Source organism: Streptomyces sp. NPDC048639 (assembly GCF_043199075.1).
Lineage (GTDB): Bacteria > Actinomycetota > Actinomycetes > Streptomycetales > Streptomycetaceae > Streptomyces.
The window spans coordinates 292,799-309,821 of record NZ_JBICVP010000006.1; the positions used below are offsets into that span (position 1 = coordinate 292,799).

The following is a 17,023-nucleotide window of genomic DNA, read 5'->3' on the forward strand; positions in this document are numbered from 1 at the left end:
CGCTCGTGGCCGAGCCCAGGGCGGGCCCTCGCGGCGGAGCGCTCGTAGGGAGCCGCGAGCGGACTCTCGCAGCGGAGCGCCGGGCGGGGCGGGACCCCCCGGCCCACCCACCGCTTGGAGCGGCTGTGCCGCTAGCCCCGCCCCGAGGCCGACTGCCGGGAGAGCCCCGTGCCCTTCAGGGCGTCCAGCGCGTACACGCACCGGTCCTTGCTGCACGCGTAGACCACTCCGCCGGCGACCAGAGGCGCGCCCGTGATCTCCCCGCCCGTCGCGAGCTTCCAGCGGAGCTGGCCGCCGCCCGCGTCGAGCGTGTAGAGGCAGTGGTCGGCCGAACCGAAGTGGACGCGCCCGTCGGCGACCACGGGGGCTCCGATGACCTCGCCCTGCGCGGCGAATCGCCATTTCGGCGTGCCCGTGACCGCGTCCAGGGTGTACAGCGCGCTGCCGCTGCCCACGTGCACGGAGCCTGCCGCGACGAGGACGGGTTCGGCGGACTGCCGGGTCTCGGTCGCGATGCGCCACCGGTCGCGGCCGTCCGCCGCGTCCAGGGCGTACACGGTGCCGAGGTGGTCGGCGATGTAGACGCCGCCGCCCGTCACGGCGGGCCCCGGCGCGTAGGCCGGGGCGCTCAGGAAGACCGCGGGCGCCTCGAAGCGCCACCGCACCTCGCCCCGCGCCGCGTCGACGGCCAGGACGCGCGCTCCCGCCGCGATGTACACGACCCCGTCCGGGGCGTGCAGAAGCCGCACCGGGACGCCGCCGCAGGAGGCCGCGTCGCCGACCGGGTAGGACCAGCGCTCCAGGCCGGTACGGGCCTCCAGCGCGCGCAGCCGGCCGTCGGAACAGACGTACACGACGCCGTTGTGGACGGACGGGCCCGCCTCGGGCGTCTCGAAGTCGGTCTGGGCGCCGGAGAGTTCCCAGAGCTTCTCGCCGTTCGCGGCCTCCCAGGCCTGGACGCCGCCACCGCGCGTGCCGGTCACGACCGTGCCGTGGTCGACCTTCAGGGAGTAGACCCAGCCGTCGGTGCCCAGCCGCCACCGCTCGGAGCCGTCGGCGGCGTCCAGCGAGTACAGCGTCGGTCCGTCCGAGGCGTGGATCCGGCCGTCCGCGACGGCCATCGCCCATGCCACGTCACGGGTCTTGAACTGCCGCCGCCCGGTGGCCACATCGAGCGCGTGCACCTCGAAGGAGGTGACGTAGAGGAGGTCCCCGGCGACGGCCGGGGTGCCCCAGACGTCGTTGGACATCCGGAACCGCCACGGCCGCCAGCGCGCGGGCGCACCCTGCGCGCCGGGCGGCTCCGCGGGCGCGGGCAGGGGCGCCGATACGGGTGCGGGCGGCGCGTGCTGGTGATCGGCCGCGAGGGCAGGTCCGGGCACGGCCGCCGTGCCCGCCGGAGGCCGGATCCAGCCGGTGGCTCCGGCGTCGTGCCGGGCCGCGTCGCGGCCGTCCGCCGCGGCACGGGGCCCCGGCCCTATCGCGACCTGCGAGCCCGCCAGGCGTACGGCACCGTCCCCGGGCGCTCCGGCCCCGCCTTGGGCCGCGGGGGCACTGGCACCGTCCCACCCGGCGGCGGGACCGTGGGCGGGGGCGTCCCGCCGGCCGGGAGCGGGGCGTACGGCCGTGGGGCCGGGGCCGCGCGCTCCACCGGGGGCCAGCGGGCCGGGCCCGCCGTGCGCGGAGGCCCCGCCCCGCGGATCTCCCGCGCCGTGACCGCCTCCGTCGGGCCAGTGGCCGTCGGGGCTCTCGGCGTGCCGCGCGGCGGCGGCTCCGTGTCCGGGCGCGCCCGGGGCCTGCCCCTCCGGGGCGCCGCGGTGCCGGGCGGGACCGCCGTGCGCGTTCGCGGGGGCCGGAGCGGGGGCGCCGCCTTGGCCTCCGTCCGGTGCGTACGACGGCCGCGGCGGCTGTGCGGAGCGTGCCTTCGCACCGCCCGTGCCACCGCCTCCGGACGCCCGGGCGGGCGACGGGCGGCCGCCGCGGCGCTGCTCGATCATCGTGACGGCCCGGCCGGGAAGCCAGGCCGACGCCGTCCCGCTGTCGTCCCCGCCCGAGGAGAAGAGATGGGGTGCGAGCTGGGACTGCAGGTCCGCGGGGCTCGGCCGGTTCTCGGCGGCCATCTGCATACAGGAGTCGATGAGCGGCCGAAGTTCGTCCGGCAGCCCGGCCAGGTCGGGGCCTTCACGGAGCAGCATGAAAACGGTCTCGACGGGGTTGGCGCCGTGGAAGGGCGCGTGCCCGGTCGCCGCGAAGACGAGGGTCGAGCCGAGCGAGAAGATGTCGCTGGCGCCGGTGACGCTTCGTGAGTCGCGCGCCTGCTCGGGCGACATGTACGCGGGCGTGCCGACGGCCACATTGGTCATCGTCAGACGGGTGTTGGAGACTCCGCTCGCGATGCCGAAGTCGATGACCCGCGGACCGTCCTCGACGACAAGGACGTTGGACGGCTTCAAGTCCCGGTGGACCAGGCCGGCTCCGTGGATGGACTGCAGCGCCTCGGCGACACCGGCCGCGAGCCAGCGCACCGCCTGCGCGGGCAACGGGCCGCACTCATTGACTATTTCCTCGAGGGAGGGCGCAGGGACGTACGCCGTCGCCAGCCACGGCACCGCGGCCCGCGGGTCGGCGTCCACGACCGCGGCGGTGTAGAAGCCGCTGACCGCGCGGGCCGCCTCCACCTCACGGGTGAAGCGGACCCGGAAGAGCTGGTCCTCGGCGAGTTCGGTCCGCACCGTCTTGATCGCCACGCGCCGGCCGGATGCCGAGCGGGCGAGATAGACCAGCCCCATGCCGCCGGCACCGAGTCGGCCGAGCACCTCGAACGGCCCGATCCGCCTCGGGTCGTGCTGCGTCAGCTGCTCCACCACTTGCCTGCCACCTCCCCGTGGGGGCCTCGAAGGTTTTCAGCCCCGTGCAGCGTCTCACCGTGAACCGTCGCGGGGTACGCAACCTGATTCTTCCTGGCGAAGCCGGTGGTTGCGAACCCGGGGGCAAATCGGGGTGTCTCCCCAGACAATTAACGCAAATACCCAGGCAGAACGGGGTTACCCATGGGTTGTCACAGGTTTGCGGCGGGTTGACAACAATCGGCGGACGGTTTCGGGACGGGCCGCGAGCGCCTACCGGGCCGCCCTGGAGAGGTCGATGACCGCAAAGTTTGCGCCCTGGTTGTCGACCATGACCGCGAAGCGACCGTACGGCGTGTCTTCCGGATCGAGGATGACACGACCGCCGAGCCGTGTGGCCGTCGCGACCGACTCGTCGCAGTCCGCCACCGCGAAGTACACGAGGAAGTGCGCGGGCATTTCGGCCGGAAAGCTGCTGTCGATCGCGGCACGTGCGGCGACCGCGCCCTCGACCCCGGGCGGCCTCCCGGGCGGTGACCAGACCGCGAACGGCATACCGTCACCGGTGTCCAACTCCTGTGTGGTGTATCCGAACACGGTCTCGTAGAAGGGGTCGACGCGTTCCGGCGCGCGCGTGTAGAGATCGGTCCACGCGTACGAGACGGGCCGGCCCTGTTTCTCGAACCCGGCGTACGAGCCCGCCTCCCACAGCCCGAAGACCGCGCCGCCCGGGTCGGCCGCCATCACCATCGTGCCGAAGTCGCCGGCGGGCAGAGGCGCGGTGATGATCCTGCCGCCCGCCTCCTCGATCCGCGCGGCGGCCGCTTCGGCGTCCCGGGTCGCGAAGTAGAGGTTCCAGACGGTGGGCATCCGCCCGTCGGGCTTGGGCAGCAGCGCGGCGACGGTGCGTCCGTCGTGGAAGGCCTGGGTGTAGAAGCCGTACTTCTGCTCGCCCTCCTGGAAGGTCCATCCGAACAGTTCGCCGTAGAAGCGCTTGGCCGCCTCCAGGTCGGGGACCATCGCGTCGACCCAGCACGGGACACCCTCGTCGAATGCGGCCATGGGAACCGTCCTCCTAGACCTTCGGCTCGCCCGCCGTCGTCCGCGGGTCGATCACCGAGAACACCGCGCCCTGCTGGTCCTCGACGATCGCGAACCGGCCATACGGGCTGTCCTGGGGGTCCACCCGCACCGCGCCGCCCATCCTGCGGACCGTGCCCACCGCGTCGTCGCAGTCGCCGACCACGAAATAGACCATCACGTGCGGAGGGACGAAATCCGGGGTGCCCTCGGGCAGCTTGAAGCGCCCGCCGACCGGTTTCCCTTCCAGTTGCCAGACGTTGAAGTCGACGCTCTCGTCGCCGTACGGCACCACCTCGAAGGCGAAGACGGCCGGGTAGAAGGCGTCCACGCCCTCGGTCTCCCGGACGGAGACCTCCGCCCAGCCGAACGAGCCAGGCTGGTACTGCTTTTCGAACCCCTGGTGGGTGCCGGCCTGCCAGACGCCGAAGACCGCGCCGCCCGGGTCCTTGGCCATCAGCATGCTGCCGTAGTCGCCGACCTGCATCGGCTCCATCATCGTCTCGCCCCCGTTGGCGCGGATCTTCTCCGCGGTGCGGGCGATGTCGTGGGAGGCGAAGTAGAGGTTCCAGGCGGGCGGCATTCCGCTCTGCTCCTCGGGGACCGGGTAGAGCGCGGCGACGCGCTGCCCGTCGTGGAGCGCCTGCGTGTAGGAGCCGTAGTCGGGCTGGCTTTCCTCGAAGGTCCAGCCGAGGAGCTCACCGTAGAAGCGCTTGGCCGCCTCCAGGTCGGGGACCATGGCGTCGGCCCAGCAGGGGGCGCCCTCGGGGAAAACGGCCATGACGTGCTCCTCGCGCTCTTCCGAAGCCGAAAAAATATCCTGTTTCTGCACGTTAACCGCATATTTGGAGGCCCGCCCGTTGTCCACGGAAGTTGTCCACAGCCTGTTGATAAGAGGATTCATTCGTATGGACCAAACGGGCCTGCCGGATCTTCCCCCTCACCGGCACTGAGCTGGCCCTTCTCCGGCGGCCGGAGCCCCCTCCCCATTTGCATGCGGCCGAATCGCGCTCCGATCACCCCTCGGTAAGCTGACGGCATGACAGGACAAGTTCGCACCGTCGACGGCCGGGTTGCCGGGCGCCGCGGGCAGGCGACGCGGCAGAAGCTGCTCGACTGCCTCAGCGAGATGCTCAGCTCCTCGCCGTACCGCGACGTCAAGGTCATCGACGTCGCCCGCAAGGCGGGGACGTCCCCCGCGACCTTTTACCAGTACTTCCCCGACGTCGAGGGCGCCGTCCTCGAGCTCGCGGAGGAGATGGCCAAAGAGGGCCAGAAACTGACCGACTTGGTCGCCGGGCGCTCCTGGACGGGCAAGGCAGGGTGGCAGACGGCGGAGGAACTCGTCGACGGCTTCCTCTCCTTCTGGCGCAAGCACGACGCGATCCTGCGCGTGGTCGACCTCGGTGCGGCCGAAGGGGACAAGCGGTTCTACAAGATCCGCATGAAGATCCTCAACGCCGTCACCAACTCCCTTACGGACGGGGTCAAGGAGCTGCAGAGCAAGGGACGCGTCGACAAGGACGTGAACCCTGCGGCCGTGGCCGGTTCGCTGGTGGCGATGCTCGCCGCGGTGGCCGCGCACCAGAAGGGCTTCCAGAGCTGGGGCGTCAAGCAGGCCGAGTTGAGGCCCAACCTGGCCCTGCTGGTGCACTTGGGCATCACGGGCCGGAAACCGACGAAGTAGGACACGTCGCGGGACGCGTCCTCCTTACGGCCGCGCGCCTGCCTCGTATCGCCGGACACGCTGCCTCGTACCGCCCGCGCATGCCGCCCTGTATCGCCGCGCGCACGCACGGGAGTTCCCCGGGGCCGTCCCTTCGCCTCGGTGCCGCACGTCACCCGGCTCTCACCACCGCCGATGTCCTGTCACACAACGGCGGTGCGGTGCCGGGAAGCCGCTCGTTCCCTCGCTCATCACCCGCGGCGCACACGGGTGTCGGCGCAATGATGCTCGAACTCCCGTGCATGGACGGCCGCTTCGTGTCGTCAGCGCGGTTGCAGACGGAAGACGCGGATACGACGTTCCACCCGCCGCTGGTACGCGGCGTACGGCGGCCAGAACGACAGCGCCGCCGACCACGCCGCCTCGCGCTCCTCCCCCTCCAGCAGCCGCGCCAGCACCGGGATGTCGCGCCCCTTCCAGTTGATCTCCGCCTCGGGGTGCGCCAGGAGGTTCGCGGTCCACGCCGGATGGCCCGTCCGCCCGAAATTGCTGCCGACCAGCAGAAACGTCCCGTCGTCCTCCGGCAGACAGGCCAGCGGTGTACGCCGCGTCGCCCCGCTCTTCGCTCCCGTGGCCGTCAGGATCGCCCCGGGCAGCATCCGCGCACTGGGCAGTACCCTGCCGCGCGTCAGCCGGTGCACGGCCCGGTCCAGGGCCGGGATCACATGGGGCGCGACCTTCGCGAAGCCTTTCGTCGAGGACACCTTCTGGACCATGCGCAGCGCCACCGGCATCAGACCGCCACCTCTTCCGCCGCATCGCCCCGCGCGGCCCGTACGGCGCGGGCCGCGCCGAAGAGGCCCGCCCTCTCCGCCGCGCGCGCCCGCAGCCGGTGCACGGGCCCGAAGAGCAGTTCGTCGGAGGCGGCGCGCTTGAAGAACAGGTGCGCGTCGTGCTCCCAGGTGAAGCCGATGCCGCCGTGCAGTTGGACCGCCTCGCCCGCCACCTCGCGCTGGGCCTCCAGTGCCTGCGCGAGGGCCAGCCCGCCCACCACAGCCGCATCGTCGTCCCGTCCGTCCGGCCGTCCCTCCGGGCCGCCCTGCGATGCCTCCCGGCCCGCCGCCCAGGCCGCGTAGTACGCCGCCGACCTGGCTGCCTGGATCCGTACGTACAGGTCGGCCAGCCGGTGCTTGACGGCCTGGAAGGAGCCGATGGGCCGCCCGAACTGCTCGCGCGCGCCCACGTACTCCACGGTCCGCGCGAACACGCCTGCCGCAGCGCCCACCGCTTCCGCCGCGAGCGCCGCTGCCGCGAAACCGCCGAGCCGGGCCAGGGCGTGGAGCACGATCGGGCTGTGCTCGTCCTCGCCCAGCAACTCTGCTTCCACATCGCGCAGTTCGACGCGCGCCTGCGGCCGCGTCTCGTCCAGCGCCGTACGCCGCGTCCGCGTGAGCCCCGCGGAGCACGCGTCGCGCTCCTCGTGCGCCTCGCGCTCCTCGTGCCCATTGCGCCCGTGGTGCTCCTCGCGCACATCGCCCGCCCGCACGACGAACACCAGCGTGCGGCTGCGCGCGTAGCCGCCCGTGTGCGCCGCGACCAGCAGCAGGTCCGCGGTGTGCCCGTCGAGCACCCGGTCCGCCTGCCCGTAGAGCCGCCAGCCCTCGGGCGTACGCCGCGCCTGGACGCCCCCGGCGCGACCGCCGCCGGCCCATCCGTCCTCCGCCGGCCCGGAGTCGAAGGCGGAGCCATGCATCGGACCTCCGGCGCGGTTGTCCCCGGTCAGGCCCAGGGCGAGGGCCGTGGCTCCGCCGGGCAGGGCGAGGGTGGCGGTCACTCGGCCGCGCGCGATCGGCGGGAGCAGCGCGCGCCGCTGCTCCTCCGTGCCGAGGCGGGCGATCAGCGGCGCGGCCAGGACCGACGTGGCGAGCAGCGGCGACGGCAGGAGCGCACGGCCCGTCTCCTCGCAGGCGAGCGCCAGTTCGGCAGGCCCGCAGCCCACGCCTCCGTACGCGGCGGGCAGCGCGAGTCCGGGCAGCCCGAGCTGTTCGGCCAACTGCCGCCACAGTGCGCCGTCCCAGCCGGCGGGCGTGCGGACGGCGCGCTTGACCTCGTCCGCACCGCACCGTTTGTGCAGCAGTTCGCGCAACGTCCGGCGGATCTCGTCCTGTTCGGCGGTGAAGGCGGCGTCCATCGGCAAGCTCCTTCCACCCGCCCTGCTCCCGCCGCCGCGCGGGCGGAGGTGTCGTCCCAACCGATGGCGCGACCAGGGAGATGTCCATGACGCACATGACCTGACGGCCCGTCATGCTAGGCCGCCCGCCCGCAGATGGACAGAGCCGTACGGGAAGCGGCAACCCATGCATCTGATGTACCGTCAGATGCATGTGGAATGCGACCTCAGCGACCCGCAGGAAGCCCCGCACCACGACATCCGCCCGCGCCTTCAACACCCCGGCTCACCGGGCACCCACCCGCAGGGTCGCCGTCGTCGGCGCGGCCCTCGCGGACTGCGGCCGGGTCGAGGGCCTCACCCCGTACGCGCTGCACGCCCAGGCCGCCCGCCGCGCCCTCGCCGACTCCGGCCTCGACCGGTCCGTCGTGGACGGCTTCGCCTCCGCGGGCCTGGGCACGCTCGCCCCCGTCGAGGTCGCCGAGTACCTCGGGCTGCGGCCGACCTGGACCGACTCCACCGCGGTCGGCGGCGCCACCTGGGAGGTCATGGCGGCGCACGCCGCGGACGCCATCGCCGCGGGCCACGCCGACGCCGTCCTCCTGGTCTACGGCTCCACCGCCCGCGCCGACGTCAGGGCCGGGCGCCGCACCGCGAATCTCTCCTTCGGGGCGCGCGGCCCGCTCCAGTTCGAGGTCCCGTACGGCCACACACTCATCGCCAAGTACGCGATGGCCGCCCGCCGCCACATGCACGAGTACGGCACGACCCCCGAGCAGCTCGCCGAGGTCGCCGTCCAGGCCCGCGCCAACGCCGCCCGCAACCCCGACGCGATGCACCGGGACCCCATCACCGTCGACGAGGTGCTCTCCGGCCCCGTGATCGCCGACCCCTTCACCAAGCTCCACTGCTGCATCCGCTCGGACGGCGGCTGCGCGGTGCTGCTCGCGGCCGAGGAGTACGTACCGGACACGGCAAAGGCACCGGTGTGGATCCTCGGCACCGGCGAGCACCTCTCGCACAGCACCATGTCCGAGTGGGAGGACTTCACCGTCTCCCCCGCCGCCGTCTCCGGCCGCCTCGCCTTCGAACGCGCCGGGGTCCGCCCCGAGGACGTCGACCTCGCCGAGATCTACGACGCGTTCACCTACATGACGCTGGTGACCCTGGAGGACCTGGGCTTCTGCGCGAAGGGCGAGGGCGGCGCGTTCGTCGAGAAGGGACGGCTGCTGCGGGACGGCGAACTGCCCGTGAACACCGACGGCGGCGGCCTCTCCGCCTGCCACCCCGGCATGCGCGGACTCTTCCTTCTGGTGGAGGCGGTACGGCAGTTGAGGGGCGAGGCGGGCGAACGGCAGGTACGCAAAGCGGGCGGGCGGCTGCCCGAGCTGGCGGTCGCCTCCGGTACGGGCGGCTGGTTCTGCTCCTCGGGCACGGTCGTCCTCGGCACGCGCTGACCCGACGCTCGCGGCTGGGCCGGACGACGCCCGTTAGGCTGCCGCATGGCCTCCGAACAGCAGCGTTCCTTCCGCGACCTCCTGCGCTCCCTGCGCGTCTGGGACGGTGAACTCCCCACCTTCGACCCGGTGACCGCACCCGGCGAACCCCTGCCGCTCTTCCAGCAGTGGCTGCGCGAGGCCGCCGAAGCGGGCGCGCCGGAGCCGCACACGATGACGCTGGCGACCGCGGGGGCCGACTGCCGCCCGTCCCTGCGCACGCTGATGCTGCACGACGCCGACGACCGCGGCTGGCACTTCGGCACGCACCGCACGAGCCGCAAGGGCCGGGAGCTGGCCGAACGCCCGGACGCCGCCCTCGGCTTCTACTGGCCGACGGTCGCCCGGCAGGTCCGCGTCCTCGGCCGCGTCACGGCCGCAGGCCCCGAGGAGAGCGCGGCGGACCTCCACCGGCGCTCACCCGGCGCTCTGGCGGCGGCACTCGTCGGCCGCCAGAGCGAGGTCCTGGACTCGTACGAGGAGCTGGAACGCGCCTCGGCCGCCGCCTGGGACCGCGCCCGCCGCGAACCCGAAGCACCGGTCCCGAGCTGGACGTTGTACGTGCTGGAGCCGGAGGAGGTCGAGTTCTTCCAGGGCGACCCGCAGCGCCGCCACATCCGCCTCCGCTACCGGAGGGACGGCGACGGCTGGGTGCGGGACCTGCTGTGGCCGTGAGGGGGGTGGCGGTCAGGCGGTGGCTTGCGGGGAGTCATTGACCATCGCGAGGAAGTCGGCCCAGGCGTCGCCGGAGAAGGTCAGCGCCGGACCGGAACGGTCCTTGGAGTCGCGTACGTGGACGATGCCGGAGGTTGCGGCGACCTCGACGCAGGCGCCGCCCTCGTTGTCGCTGTGGCTGGACTTGCGCCAGTCGGACGCGACCTCGACGCAGTTGCCGCCTTCGTTGTCGCTGTAACTGCTCCTGAACCAGGCCAGTTCGGAGTTCATAGCGCGCTCGCGGTCCTCTCGATCAAGTCCACAGACTCCCACGGCGTGAGGGCCTGAGCTCGGAGGGTGCTGTAGCGCTCGAACAACAGATTGACTTCCTCCGGCTTCGAGATCAAGGTACCTCCGCCCTGTCCCTCTGCATACGCCAAGTTCCGCCCTTCGGCAGTGCTCAAGAGAGCCACAGGACCACGCAGTCCGGCGTGTTCGTGCCGACGCGTAGGCATCACCGTCAGGGTGACGTTGTGCATATTGCGCATGCACTCAAACAGATGCCACAACTGCTTCCTGAGCACTTCGACGCCGCCAATGGGCCGCTCCACAACCGACTGCTCGACCACAAAGCTGAGGATGGGCAACGGCTTGCGGCTCAGCACCGTCTGCCGCTCCAGCCGCGCGTCCACGAGCCGTTCGATCTCCTCGTCTTCCAGGACCGGAACGCGCACGCGGTACAGCGCGCGGATGTACTCGGGCGTCTGGAGCAGGCCCGGCACGAGCAGGCTCTCGTACGCGCCGATGCTCACAGCGTCCGCTTCGAGCTTCACCCAGTCCACGAACTCCGGCGGGTACTTCTCCTCCTCCATCATCTCCACGCAGGACGCCAACGCGCCCTGCGCGCCGAGCACTTGGTCGGCGCGGAGGAGGTAGTCGCGGCTCGGGATGCGTTCGGCGCGTTCGTAGGCGCCTTCCAGCGACTCCGAGACGAGCAGCCGTTCGGCGAGTTCCTTCTGGGTGAGTGCGGCCCGCTTCCGGAAGTTCTTGATCAGCTCGCCCACATGCCTCCGCGCGTGCGTCGGTTCCTGACCCGATCCCACAGCGCTCACCACTCTCCCCACATCCCGCCGTTGTGCACCGTGTTCCCCTGGTCACGGTACGCAACTGCCGTGAGGGTTGAGGCTGTGACGACGGAAAACCACCCCACCGAACCGCGCCTGCTGCCGTGGCCCAGCCCGGACGGCAAGCCCTGCTATCTCATCTCGGACGGCGACGGCCGGATCTCCGATCTGGCGGACGACATCGAGGAGCTCCAACTCGACCTGGCGTCCGAGATCCTGACGCACAGCCGCCTGATGCTGTCCGCTGCCGAGCCTCCGCGTCCGGTGGAGCTGCGCTTCGTCGCGTACCGCCTGGCAGAGTCCCTGCACGACGCCCTGCGCGTGGCCGAGAGCCGCGGCCGACGGCTCCCGTAGCAGCGGTGACCGGATCGATACCGAGCATGGTGAACTTGGGGCCGTGCCCACTGAATCGGACCGGATCGAGCTGAGCGAACACGAACTTCGTGAGATCGCGGGTTACGCGGCTGCTTGCGCGCGCAGGGCGCTGCCGATCTTCGAAGAGAGCCTTCCTGCTGACACGCGCCCACGTGACGCCATCGATGCGGCAGACGCTTTCGCCGGGGGCGGCCGGCGCACGGGCGCTCTGCGGGACAGCGCGTGGACGGCGTACAAAGCGGCACAAGAAGCCGCTTCACCCGCTGCGGTCGACGCGGCACGAGCGGCCAGCCATGCGGCCGCCGCTGCGTACCTTCACCCCAAGGCAAGCGCTCATCAGGTGAAGCACATTCTCGGTGCGGCAGCGCATGCGGCACGAGCAGAGGAGTTGGCGTCCGGATCCGGGGAAGACCGGCGCGTCACTGCGGGGACCCTTGAATGGGCGCGTCATCACGCGCCCACAGCGGTCACCGTGGTGCTCGGCCGTCTGCCCGCTGCGCCTCCCGGAGGCGGGCGCGCGGGAGAGTTCATGCGCGATCTCGACGCCGCTCTCCGCGGCCTACGGCTCCCCTGACACCGAGCGGACGGAGGCCCGCAGGACCTCCCGCCGCTCGTCCGTCCCGGCAACGCAGCGCGGTGAGGCCGGGTTCACCTGCCGGAACCTCGGTTCAGACGGGCCGGAAGACCGGGACGGACACCGCCTCGCCCGTACGGAAGGCCACGCGGACGTCCATACCGATCCGCAGCTCGGACTCCGGACAGCCGACGATCTCGGTCATCATCCGCGGGCCTTCTGCGAGGTCGACGACGGCGGGGGTGTAGGGCACGCGGTGGCCGAACGGGGGCAGGTCGTTCCGGTGGACCACCGACCAGGTGTAGAGGGTGGCGCGTCCGCTCGCCCGCTCCCAGGTGACGTTCTCGCTCCAGCAGCGCGGGCAGAACTCGCGCGGATAGTGGTGAGCCGCGCCGCAGTCGGCGCAGCGGCGGATCAGCAACAGCCCCTCGGTCGCGGCGTCCCAGTAGGGCTGGGTGAACGCGTCGGTCTCGGGGAGGTCGTACCGCGGGGCGCTCACCGGAACAGTCCCAGCGCGGCGTCGAGCGACCAGGTCTGCCAGGCCATGGCGAAGAGGGCGGCCAGCGAGATGAGCGCCATCATCGCGTTCTGGCCCTGCTCGGCCCAGTCGTGGATCATCAGCACGAGGTAGAGCAGATTGAGGATGAGCCCGCCGACCAGGGCGACCGGGGTGAGGAAGCCGAGGATCAGGCCGAGGCCGAGGGCGAGTTCGGCGTACACGACGACGTACGCCATCAGCTTCGGGCGCGGCTTCACGACCCGCTCGAAGCCGCGCCGCACGACGGCCCAGCGGTGGTCGGCGGCGACGCTCGCTGCCCAGGCGATGCCCGTACCGCGTTCGAACCAGCCCTTCTTGTCCTTGTGCCGCCAGCTCTCCAGCCACCACAGGCCGAGGCCGATGCGCAGCACGGCGAGCCATTCGGCTCCGCTGAGCCAGATCGTCTGCACCGGGACGCCACCCCCTCATTTGTTTCTGACGGTACGTCAGTTCAGCGGATGGGGGCGGCCGGACGCAAGAGGCCGTCACCGATCACGGTCCGTGATGCATCCGCAACCGATTCGGTATGAGGTTGACCGACACACGACAACCCCGGCACCTACGCTCACGCGCATGCCCGACATCACCCCCACGACCGCCACGCCGCCCACGACCGCCACGCCGCCCACAACCCCTACGCCGCCCACGACCGCCGCAACCGGCACTCCCGTCTATGTGATCGGCGGCGGACCCGGGGGCCTCGCCATGGCGGCCGCCCTCCGCGAACGCGGGCTGCGCTCTGTCGTCCTGGAGAAGTCCGGCGCGGTGGGCGCCTCGTGGCGCGGGCACTACGACCGGCTCGAACTGCACACCACCCGCAAGCTGTCCGCGCTGCCCGGACTGGCGATACCCCGCGGTTACGGCCGCTGGATCGGGCGGGACGACATGGTGCGGTACCTGGAGGACTACGCGGAGCACCACCGGCTGGAGATCGTCACCGGCGTCGAGGTGACCCGGATCGAGCGGCCCGCCGAGGGGGCGGAGACGGGAACCCGCTGGCTGCTGCGGGCGACCGGCGGGCGGGAGCTGGCGGCGGACGCGGTGGTGGTCGCCACCGGCTTCAACCACACGCCGTACGTCCCCGACTGGCCGGGACGCGACACCTTCCGCGGGGAACTGCTGCACGCGGCCCACTACCGGAACGCCCGGCCGTACAGCGGCCGGGACGTGCTGGTCGTCGGAACCGGCAACACCGGCGCGGACATTGCCGTCGACCTGGCCGAGGGCGGCGCCTCCCCCGTACGCCTCGCGGTGCGCACCGCACCGCACATCGTGCGCCGGACGGTGCTGGGCTGGCCCGCGCAGCGCACCGGCATTCTGGTGCGGCGGCTGCCGCGGCGGGCGGTCGACCGGGCGGCGCGCAGGATGGTGCCCATGACGGTGCCCGACCTCGGCGCGTACGGTCTGCCGCGGCCGGACTCCGGGCTCTCCTCGCGCGTCACGGAGGGTGCGATTCCCGTTCTGGACGCGGGCCTGATCAAGGCCGTCCGCAAGCGGAAGGTCCAACCGGTCGCGGCCGTCGCGTCGTTCGACCACGACAAGGTGGTCCTCACGGACGGCACGGTCCTCACACCTGACGCGGTCGTCGCGGCCACGGGCTACCGGCGCGGCCTGGAGGAACTGGCCGGGCACCTGGACGTACTGGACGAGCGGGGGCTCCCGCGCACCCACGGGCGCCGGCCCGCGACCCCCGGCCTCCACTTCACCGGCTACACCAACCCGATCAGCGGGATGCTGCGCGAACTCGCCCTCGACGCCCGCCGGATCGCCGACGCCCTCGACCGCGAGGACCGGCGACGGCGACGCGGGCGAGGGCACTGAGGGCCGGCGGCGGGGCGGCTCTCGGGGCTGCTCGCCGGCTCGGGGGGAGAGAGAGAAGAGAAGATAACGGCGGTGAATGCGACAAGCCGGACAGGGCAAGTAAGGCGGAACTTCTTGGGTACCCGCTGCGCAAGCCGTCGTCCGATCCCCCGGGGGAACGCGATGGCCAGGCTCTCCCGGTCCGGACAGCGTGCCGGGAGGGCCGCCCCTTCCGGGCCTCGTCCGGGCCCCTTCCGGGCCTCGTCCGGGCCCCTTCCGGGCCTCGTCCGGGCCCCTTCCGGGGCTCGCTCCGGGCTCCTTTCAGGCCCGTTCCCTGGCCGCGTGAGCGTGCGGGCTAGCCGGGCGGCGGTTCGCCGTCGATGCTTCCGGTCTCGCAGATCCGCCGGGCGACCTCCCGGAGCTTGACGTTGCGCTCCTGGGACAGGCGGCGCATCAGACGGAAGGCGTCCTGCCCCCCGAGGTCGTAGCGCTCCCTGAGAATGCCCATCGCCTCGCCGATCGTGTGCCGGGTGTCGAGCGCCTGCTGAAGCTGGTCGGCCGTACGGGCGCTGGAAAAGGCGACCGCGGCGTGCGACGCGAGCAGCCAGCCGGCCGTCTCGCTGCCCTTGGTGAAGGCCGCGGGCTTGCGCGAGTACACGTTCAGAGCGCCGAGATCCTCGTCGAGGGTGTAGAGGAGGAACCCCATCATGCTGCCGATGCCCAGGTCACGCGCCTGCCGAGCGTATTCGGGCCACTGCTCCTGCGGCTCGGTGAAGTCCTTGATCCGGTACACCTGCTCGCGCTCGCGGGCGGCGTCGAAGCACGGGCCTTCCCTGAGCCGCTCCTGAAGCTGGTCGGAGTGGATCACCAGCCCGTCGGTGGGGGCCAGCGTCTCCACATGCTTGTCCCGGAGGAGCAGGATGCCCGCGGCCTCGCAGCCCTCCACGTTCTCGACCGCGGACTCCGTGATCCGCTCCAGCGTCGCCTCGACCGAGTCCTGCGCGAGCAGATCCCGCGCCATCGCGGCCATGCGCTCCGCGAAGTCCTCCCAGTCCATGACCGTCGCCTTTCTGCCAATTCAAGTCTCACCCGAGCTGCCGCGATGCGCCCGGGATACACCGGGACGAGGCGGCCGAGCGGTCGGCGCACCGCTGCGACCTCCCGTTTCCGGTCCTGCCCCGTCCGGGGACACCGAATCCGGCCGCGTGGCCGGAAGCGTCTCCGGGACGGCCGGAGGTCGTGTGCGGAGGGGGGTGCGGGAGCATCTGCGGCGCGAGGGCGAAGGCGGCGGGGCCGCGAGGGCGCGAGGGCGTAGGCGGCGGGGCCGCGAGGGCGCGAGGGCGTAGGCGGCGGGGCCGCGAGGGCGCGAGGGCGTAGGCGGCGGGGCGCTGGGGCGAAGGCGGACCGGGCGCGAGAGGCGGGTGACCATGCGGCGGGGCGCGAGGGCGATACGGAGCGGGCCCGAGGCCGCGTACGGGCTCGCCCCATGCAGGCTCGCCCCGTCAGGCCGGATCCACCGGAATCTCCGCCGTGACGCGGAATCCCCCGTCCGTACCCGGACCCGCTTCGAGGCGGCCTCCGACGGCTTCGATGCGCTGCCGCATGCCCGCCAGGCCTCTGCCGGTGCCATCGCTCGCCGCGGCCGCCGCGGACGACGCCCCGGCGCCGTCGTCGGTGATCTCGATGCGGAGGGATTCCGGGGCGTAGATCAGCCGGACGCGGACCCGGTGGACCGGGCCGGCGTGCTTGATGATGTTGGTGAGGCTCTCCTGTACGAGCCGGTAGACGCTGAACCCGACGACGGAGGGCACATCCCGCGGGGTGCCCGTGACCTCGTACGCGGCCGGGAGCCCCCCGGCGTGCGTCTCCTCGACGAGGCGGCCGAGGTCGCCCAGACCGAGATCCGGGCGGGGTGGCACGATCTCATGCCCGTCCTCCAGCAGGCGCAGGGTGCTGCGGATCTCGGAGAGTGCGGTGGCACTGGCGCGGTTGATGCGCAGCAGTGCGTCCCTTCCGGCCTGCGGGTCGCTGTTCAGGACATGCGCCGCCACCCCCGACTGCACATTGATCACAGCAATGCTGTGGCCCACGACGTCGTGCAATTCCTGGGCGATGCGCAGCCGCTCCTCGTCGACCCGGTGACGCGCCTCCGCTTCGCGGGTCTGTTCGGCGCGCAGAGCGCGCTCCTCCATGGCCTGCCCGAACCGGCGCTGATTCCGCATCGCCAGACCGACGGCGCTCGCGGCGACGAACCAGCCGAGCTGAATTCCGTTGTCGAGCCGGAACCGCTCGATGTCCGGGATCAAGGTCGCGGCGAAATACACGACGGCGACGGTCATTGCGGTCAGCGCGACCGAGACTTTCAGCGAGCATCGGAGGCCGACTTCGTACAGGGCCACCATCACGGTGAGCGCGGCGGGAAAGACGGTTCCGTCGACGAGTGCGGCATAGGCCAGGGACGCGACCACGGTGACTGCGAGCGCCGCCACCGGATGCCGGCGCCGCAGCGCGACGGCCAGACAGGCGACCAGTGCGATCAGTGCGGTGAGAACATCCAGCCATTCCGCGCTGAACAGCGCGGAATATGTCAGCACCAGCGCGAGAATGACACCGGCCAGCGGCCCTTCGGTCCATCGCTGCCCCATGGGTGCGACGGTAATTCATGCACCGCGTATGGCGCCGTATGACATTCGGCGCGCG

At 72.1% G+C, this 17,023-nt stretch carries 17 protein-coding genes; 6 read left to right on the forward strand and 11 right to left on the reverse strand.

Going from position 1 to position 17,023, the window contains the following annotated elements; all coding sequences use genetic code 11:
* Positions 1-131: 131 nt before the first annotated feature.
* From ACGFNH_RS18590 to ACGFNH_RS18600, 3 genes are all read right to left on the reverse strand, one after another.
* Positions 132-2,867 carry a PQQ-binding-like beta-propeller repeat protein gene (locus ACGFNH_RS18590; RefSeq protein ID WP_393654936.1) on the reverse strand — a complete coding sequence of 912 codons (2,736 nt, stop codon included), beginning with the start codon at positions 2,865-2,867 and terminating at the stop codon, positions 132-134.
* Positions 2,868-3,119: 252 nt separating this feature from the next.
* Positions 3,120-3,908, reverse strand: a complete 789-nt coding sequence (locus ACGFNH_RS18595) for a VOC family protein (RefSeq protein WP_393654938.1) — start codon at positions 3,906-3,908, stop codon at positions 3,120-3,122.
* Positions 3,909-3,921: 13 nt separating this feature from the next.
* Positions 3,922-4,707, reverse strand: coding sequence for a VOC family protein (locus ACGFNH_RS18600; RefSeq protein WP_393654940.1), 786 nt, complete (start codon positions 4,705-4,707; stop codon positions 3,922-3,924).
* 258 nt (positions 4,708-4,965) lie between these two features.
* Here ACGFNH_RS18600 and ACGFNH_RS18605 point away from each other — a divergent pair, with 258 nt between their 5' ends.
* Complete coding sequence (locus ACGFNH_RS18605) at positions 4,966-5,613, forward strand: TetR family transcriptional regulator (RefSeq protein WP_393654942.1); 648 nt, start codon at positions 4,966-4,968, stop codon at positions 5,611-5,613.
* Positions 5,614-5,915: 302 nt separating this feature from the next.
* On the opposite strand, the gene ACGFNH_RS18610 is transcribed toward ACGFNH_RS18605, so the two are convergent.
* Together ACGFNH_RS18610 and ACGFNH_RS18615 are read right to left on the reverse strand one after the other, a co-directional pair.
* Positions 5,916-6,386, reverse strand: a complete 471-nt coding sequence (locus ACGFNH_RS18610) for a nitroreductase family deazaflavin-dependent oxidoreductase (RefSeq protein WP_393654944.1) — start codon at positions 6,384-6,386, stop codon at positions 5,916-5,918.
* Positions 6,386-7,783 carry an acyl-CoA dehydrogenase family protein gene (locus ACGFNH_RS18615; protein WP_393654946.1) on the reverse strand — a complete coding sequence of 466 codons (1,398 nt, stop codon included), beginning with the start codon at positions 7,781-7,783 and terminating at the stop codon, positions 6,386-6,388. The genes ACGFNH_RS18610 and ACGFNH_RS18615 overlap by 1 nt, the downstream gene beginning before the upstream one ends.
* A 191-nt stretch (positions 7,784-7,974) precedes the next feature.
* Here ACGFNH_RS18615 and ACGFNH_RS18620 point away from each other — a divergent pair, with 191 nt between their 5' ends.
* Together ACGFNH_RS18620 and ACGFNH_RS18625 are read left to right on the forward strand one after the other, a co-directional pair.
* The gene (locus ACGFNH_RS18620; RefSeq protein WP_393654948.1) at positions 7,975-9,219 is read left to right on the forward strand and encodes an acetyl-CoA acetyltransferase; all 1,245 of its coding nucleotides are present in this window, start codon (positions 7,975-7,977) and stop codon (positions 9,217-9,219) included.
* A 45-nt stretch (positions 9,220-9,264) separates the two neighbouring features.
* A complete protein-coding gene (locus tag ACGFNH_RS18625) occupies positions 9,265-9,933 on the forward strand; it encodes a pyridoxal 5'-phosphate synthase (protein WP_393654950.1) in 669 nt (222 codons plus the stop codon).
* A 12-nt stretch (positions 9,934-9,945) separates the two neighbouring features.
* Here the strand turns inward: ACGFNH_RS18625 and ACGFNH_RS18630 are convergent, their stop codons facing one another.
* Both ACGFNH_RS18630 and ACGFNH_RS18635 read right to left on the reverse strand, forming a co-directional pair.
* Complete coding sequence (locus tag ACGFNH_RS18630; RefSeq protein WP_393654952.1) at positions 9,946-10,203, reverse strand: DUF397 domain-containing protein; 258 nt, start codon at positions 10,201-10,203, stop codon at positions 9,946-9,948.
* Positions 10,200-10,976 (reverse strand): Scr1 family TA system antitoxin-like transcriptional regulator, encoded by a 777-nt coding sequence (locus tag ACGFNH_RS18635; RefSeq protein WP_393654954.1) that lies wholly within the window; start codon positions 10,974-10,976, stop codon positions 10,200-10,202. Before ACGFNH_RS18635 ends, ACGFNH_RS18630 begins: the two co-directional genes overlap by 4 nt.
* Before the next feature lie 123 nt (positions 10,977-11,099).
* Here ACGFNH_RS18635 and ACGFNH_RS18640 point away from each other — a divergent pair, with 123 nt between their 5' ends.
* Both ACGFNH_RS18640 and ACGFNH_RS18645 read left to right on the forward strand, forming a co-directional pair.
* Entirely contained in the window at positions 11,100-11,390 is a 291-nt protein-coding gene (locus tag ACGFNH_RS18640) for a hypothetical protein (protein ID WP_393654956.1), read from the forward strand.
* A gap of 43 nt (positions 11,391-11,433) precedes the next feature.
* The gene (locus tag ACGFNH_RS18645; protein ID WP_393654958.1) at positions 11,434-11,985 is read left to right on the forward strand and encodes a putative immunity protein; all 552 of its coding nucleotides are present in this window, start codon (positions 11,434-11,436) and stop codon (positions 11,983-11,985) included.
* A gap of 94 nt (positions 11,986-12,079) precedes the next feature.
* Here the strand turns inward: ACGFNH_RS18645 and ACGFNH_RS18650 are convergent, their stop codons facing one another.
* Together ACGFNH_RS18650 and ACGFNH_RS18655 are read right to left on the reverse strand one after the other, a co-directional pair.
* A complete protein-coding gene (locus ACGFNH_RS18650; RefSeq protein ID WP_393654960.1) occupies positions 12,080-12,484 on the reverse strand; it encodes a Zn-ribbon domain-containing OB-fold protein in 405 nt (134 codons plus the stop codon).
* Positions 12,481-12,933, reverse strand: a complete 453-nt coding sequence (locus tag ACGFNH_RS18655; protein WP_393654962.1) for a DoxX family membrane protein — start codon at positions 12,931-12,933, stop codon at positions 12,481-12,483. Before ACGFNH_RS18655 ends, ACGFNH_RS18650 begins: the two co-directional genes overlap by 4 nt.
* Positions 12,934-13,096: 163 nt before the next feature.
* Between ACGFNH_RS18655 and ACGFNH_RS18660 the strand changes: the two genes are divergently transcribed.
* Positions 13,097-14,344, forward strand: coding sequence for a flavin-containing monooxygenase (locus ACGFNH_RS18660; protein WP_393654964.1), 1,248 nt, complete (start codon positions 13,097-13,099; stop codon positions 14,342-14,344).
* A 334-nt stretch (positions 14,345-14,678) separates the two neighbouring features.
* Here ACGFNH_RS18660 and ACGFNH_RS18665 read toward each other — a convergent pair whose 3' ends face one another.
* Positions 14,679-15,380, reverse strand: coding sequence for a GAF and ANTAR domain-containing protein (locus tag ACGFNH_RS18665; RefSeq protein WP_393654966.1), 702 nt, complete (start codon positions 15,378-15,380; stop codon positions 14,679-14,681).
* A gap of 445 nt (positions 15,381-15,825) precedes the next feature.
* Positions 15,826-16,968, reverse strand: a complete 1,143-nt coding sequence (locus ACGFNH_RS18670) for a sensor histidine kinase (RefSeq protein ID WP_393654968.1) — start codon at positions 16,966-16,968, stop codon at positions 15,826-15,828.
* Positions 16,969-17,023: the final 55 nt, after the last annotated feature.

Bases quoted from the DNA above. Each gene is read 5' to 3' on its own strand.
- ACGFNH_RS18595 (WP_393654938.1), bottom strand. From the start codon at position 3,908: ATGGCCGCATTCGACGAGGGTGTCCCGTGCTGGGTCGACGCGATGGTC.
- ACGFNH_RS18600 (WP_393654940.1), bottom strand. From the start codon at position 4,707: ATGGCCGTTTTCCCCGAGGGCGCCCCCTGCTGGGCCGACGCCATGGTC.
- ACGFNH_RS18605 (WP_393654942.1), top strand. From the start codon at position 4,966: ATGACAGGACAAGTTCGCACCGTCGACGGCCGGGTTGCCGGGCGCCGC.
- ACGFNH_RS18610 (WP_393654944.1), bottom strand. From the start codon at position 6,386: ATGCCGGTGGCGCTGCGCATGGTCCAGAAGGTGTCCTCGACGAAAGGC.
- ACGFNH_RS18615 (WP_393654946.1), bottom strand. From the start codon at position 7,783: ATGGACGCCGCCTTCACCGCCGAACAGGACGAGATCCGCCGGACGTTG.
- ACGFNH_RS18620 (WP_393654948.1), top strand. From the start codon at position 7,975: ATGTGGAATGCGACCTCAGCGACCCGCAGGAAGCCCCGCACCACGACA.
- ACGFNH_RS18625 (WP_393654950.1), top strand. From the start codon at position 9,265: ATGGCCTCCGAACAGCAGCGTTCCTTCCGCGACCTCCTGCGCTCCCTG.
- ACGFNH_RS18630 (WP_393654952.1), bottom strand. From the start codon at position 10,203: ATGAACTCCGAACTGGCCTGGTTCAGGAGCAGTTACAGCGACAACGAA.
- ACGFNH_RS18660 (WP_393654964.1), top strand. From the start codon at position 13,097: ATGCCCGACATCACCCCCACGACCGCCACGCCGCCCACGACCGCCACG.
- ACGFNH_RS18665 (WP_393654966.1), bottom strand. From the start codon at position 15,380: ATGGACTGGGAGGACTTCGCGGAGCGCATGGCCGCGATGGCGCGGGAT.
- ACGFNH_RS18670 (WP_393654968.1), bottom strand. From the start codon at position 16,968: ATGGGGCAGCGATGGACCGAAGGGCCGCTGGCCGGTGTCATTCTCGCG.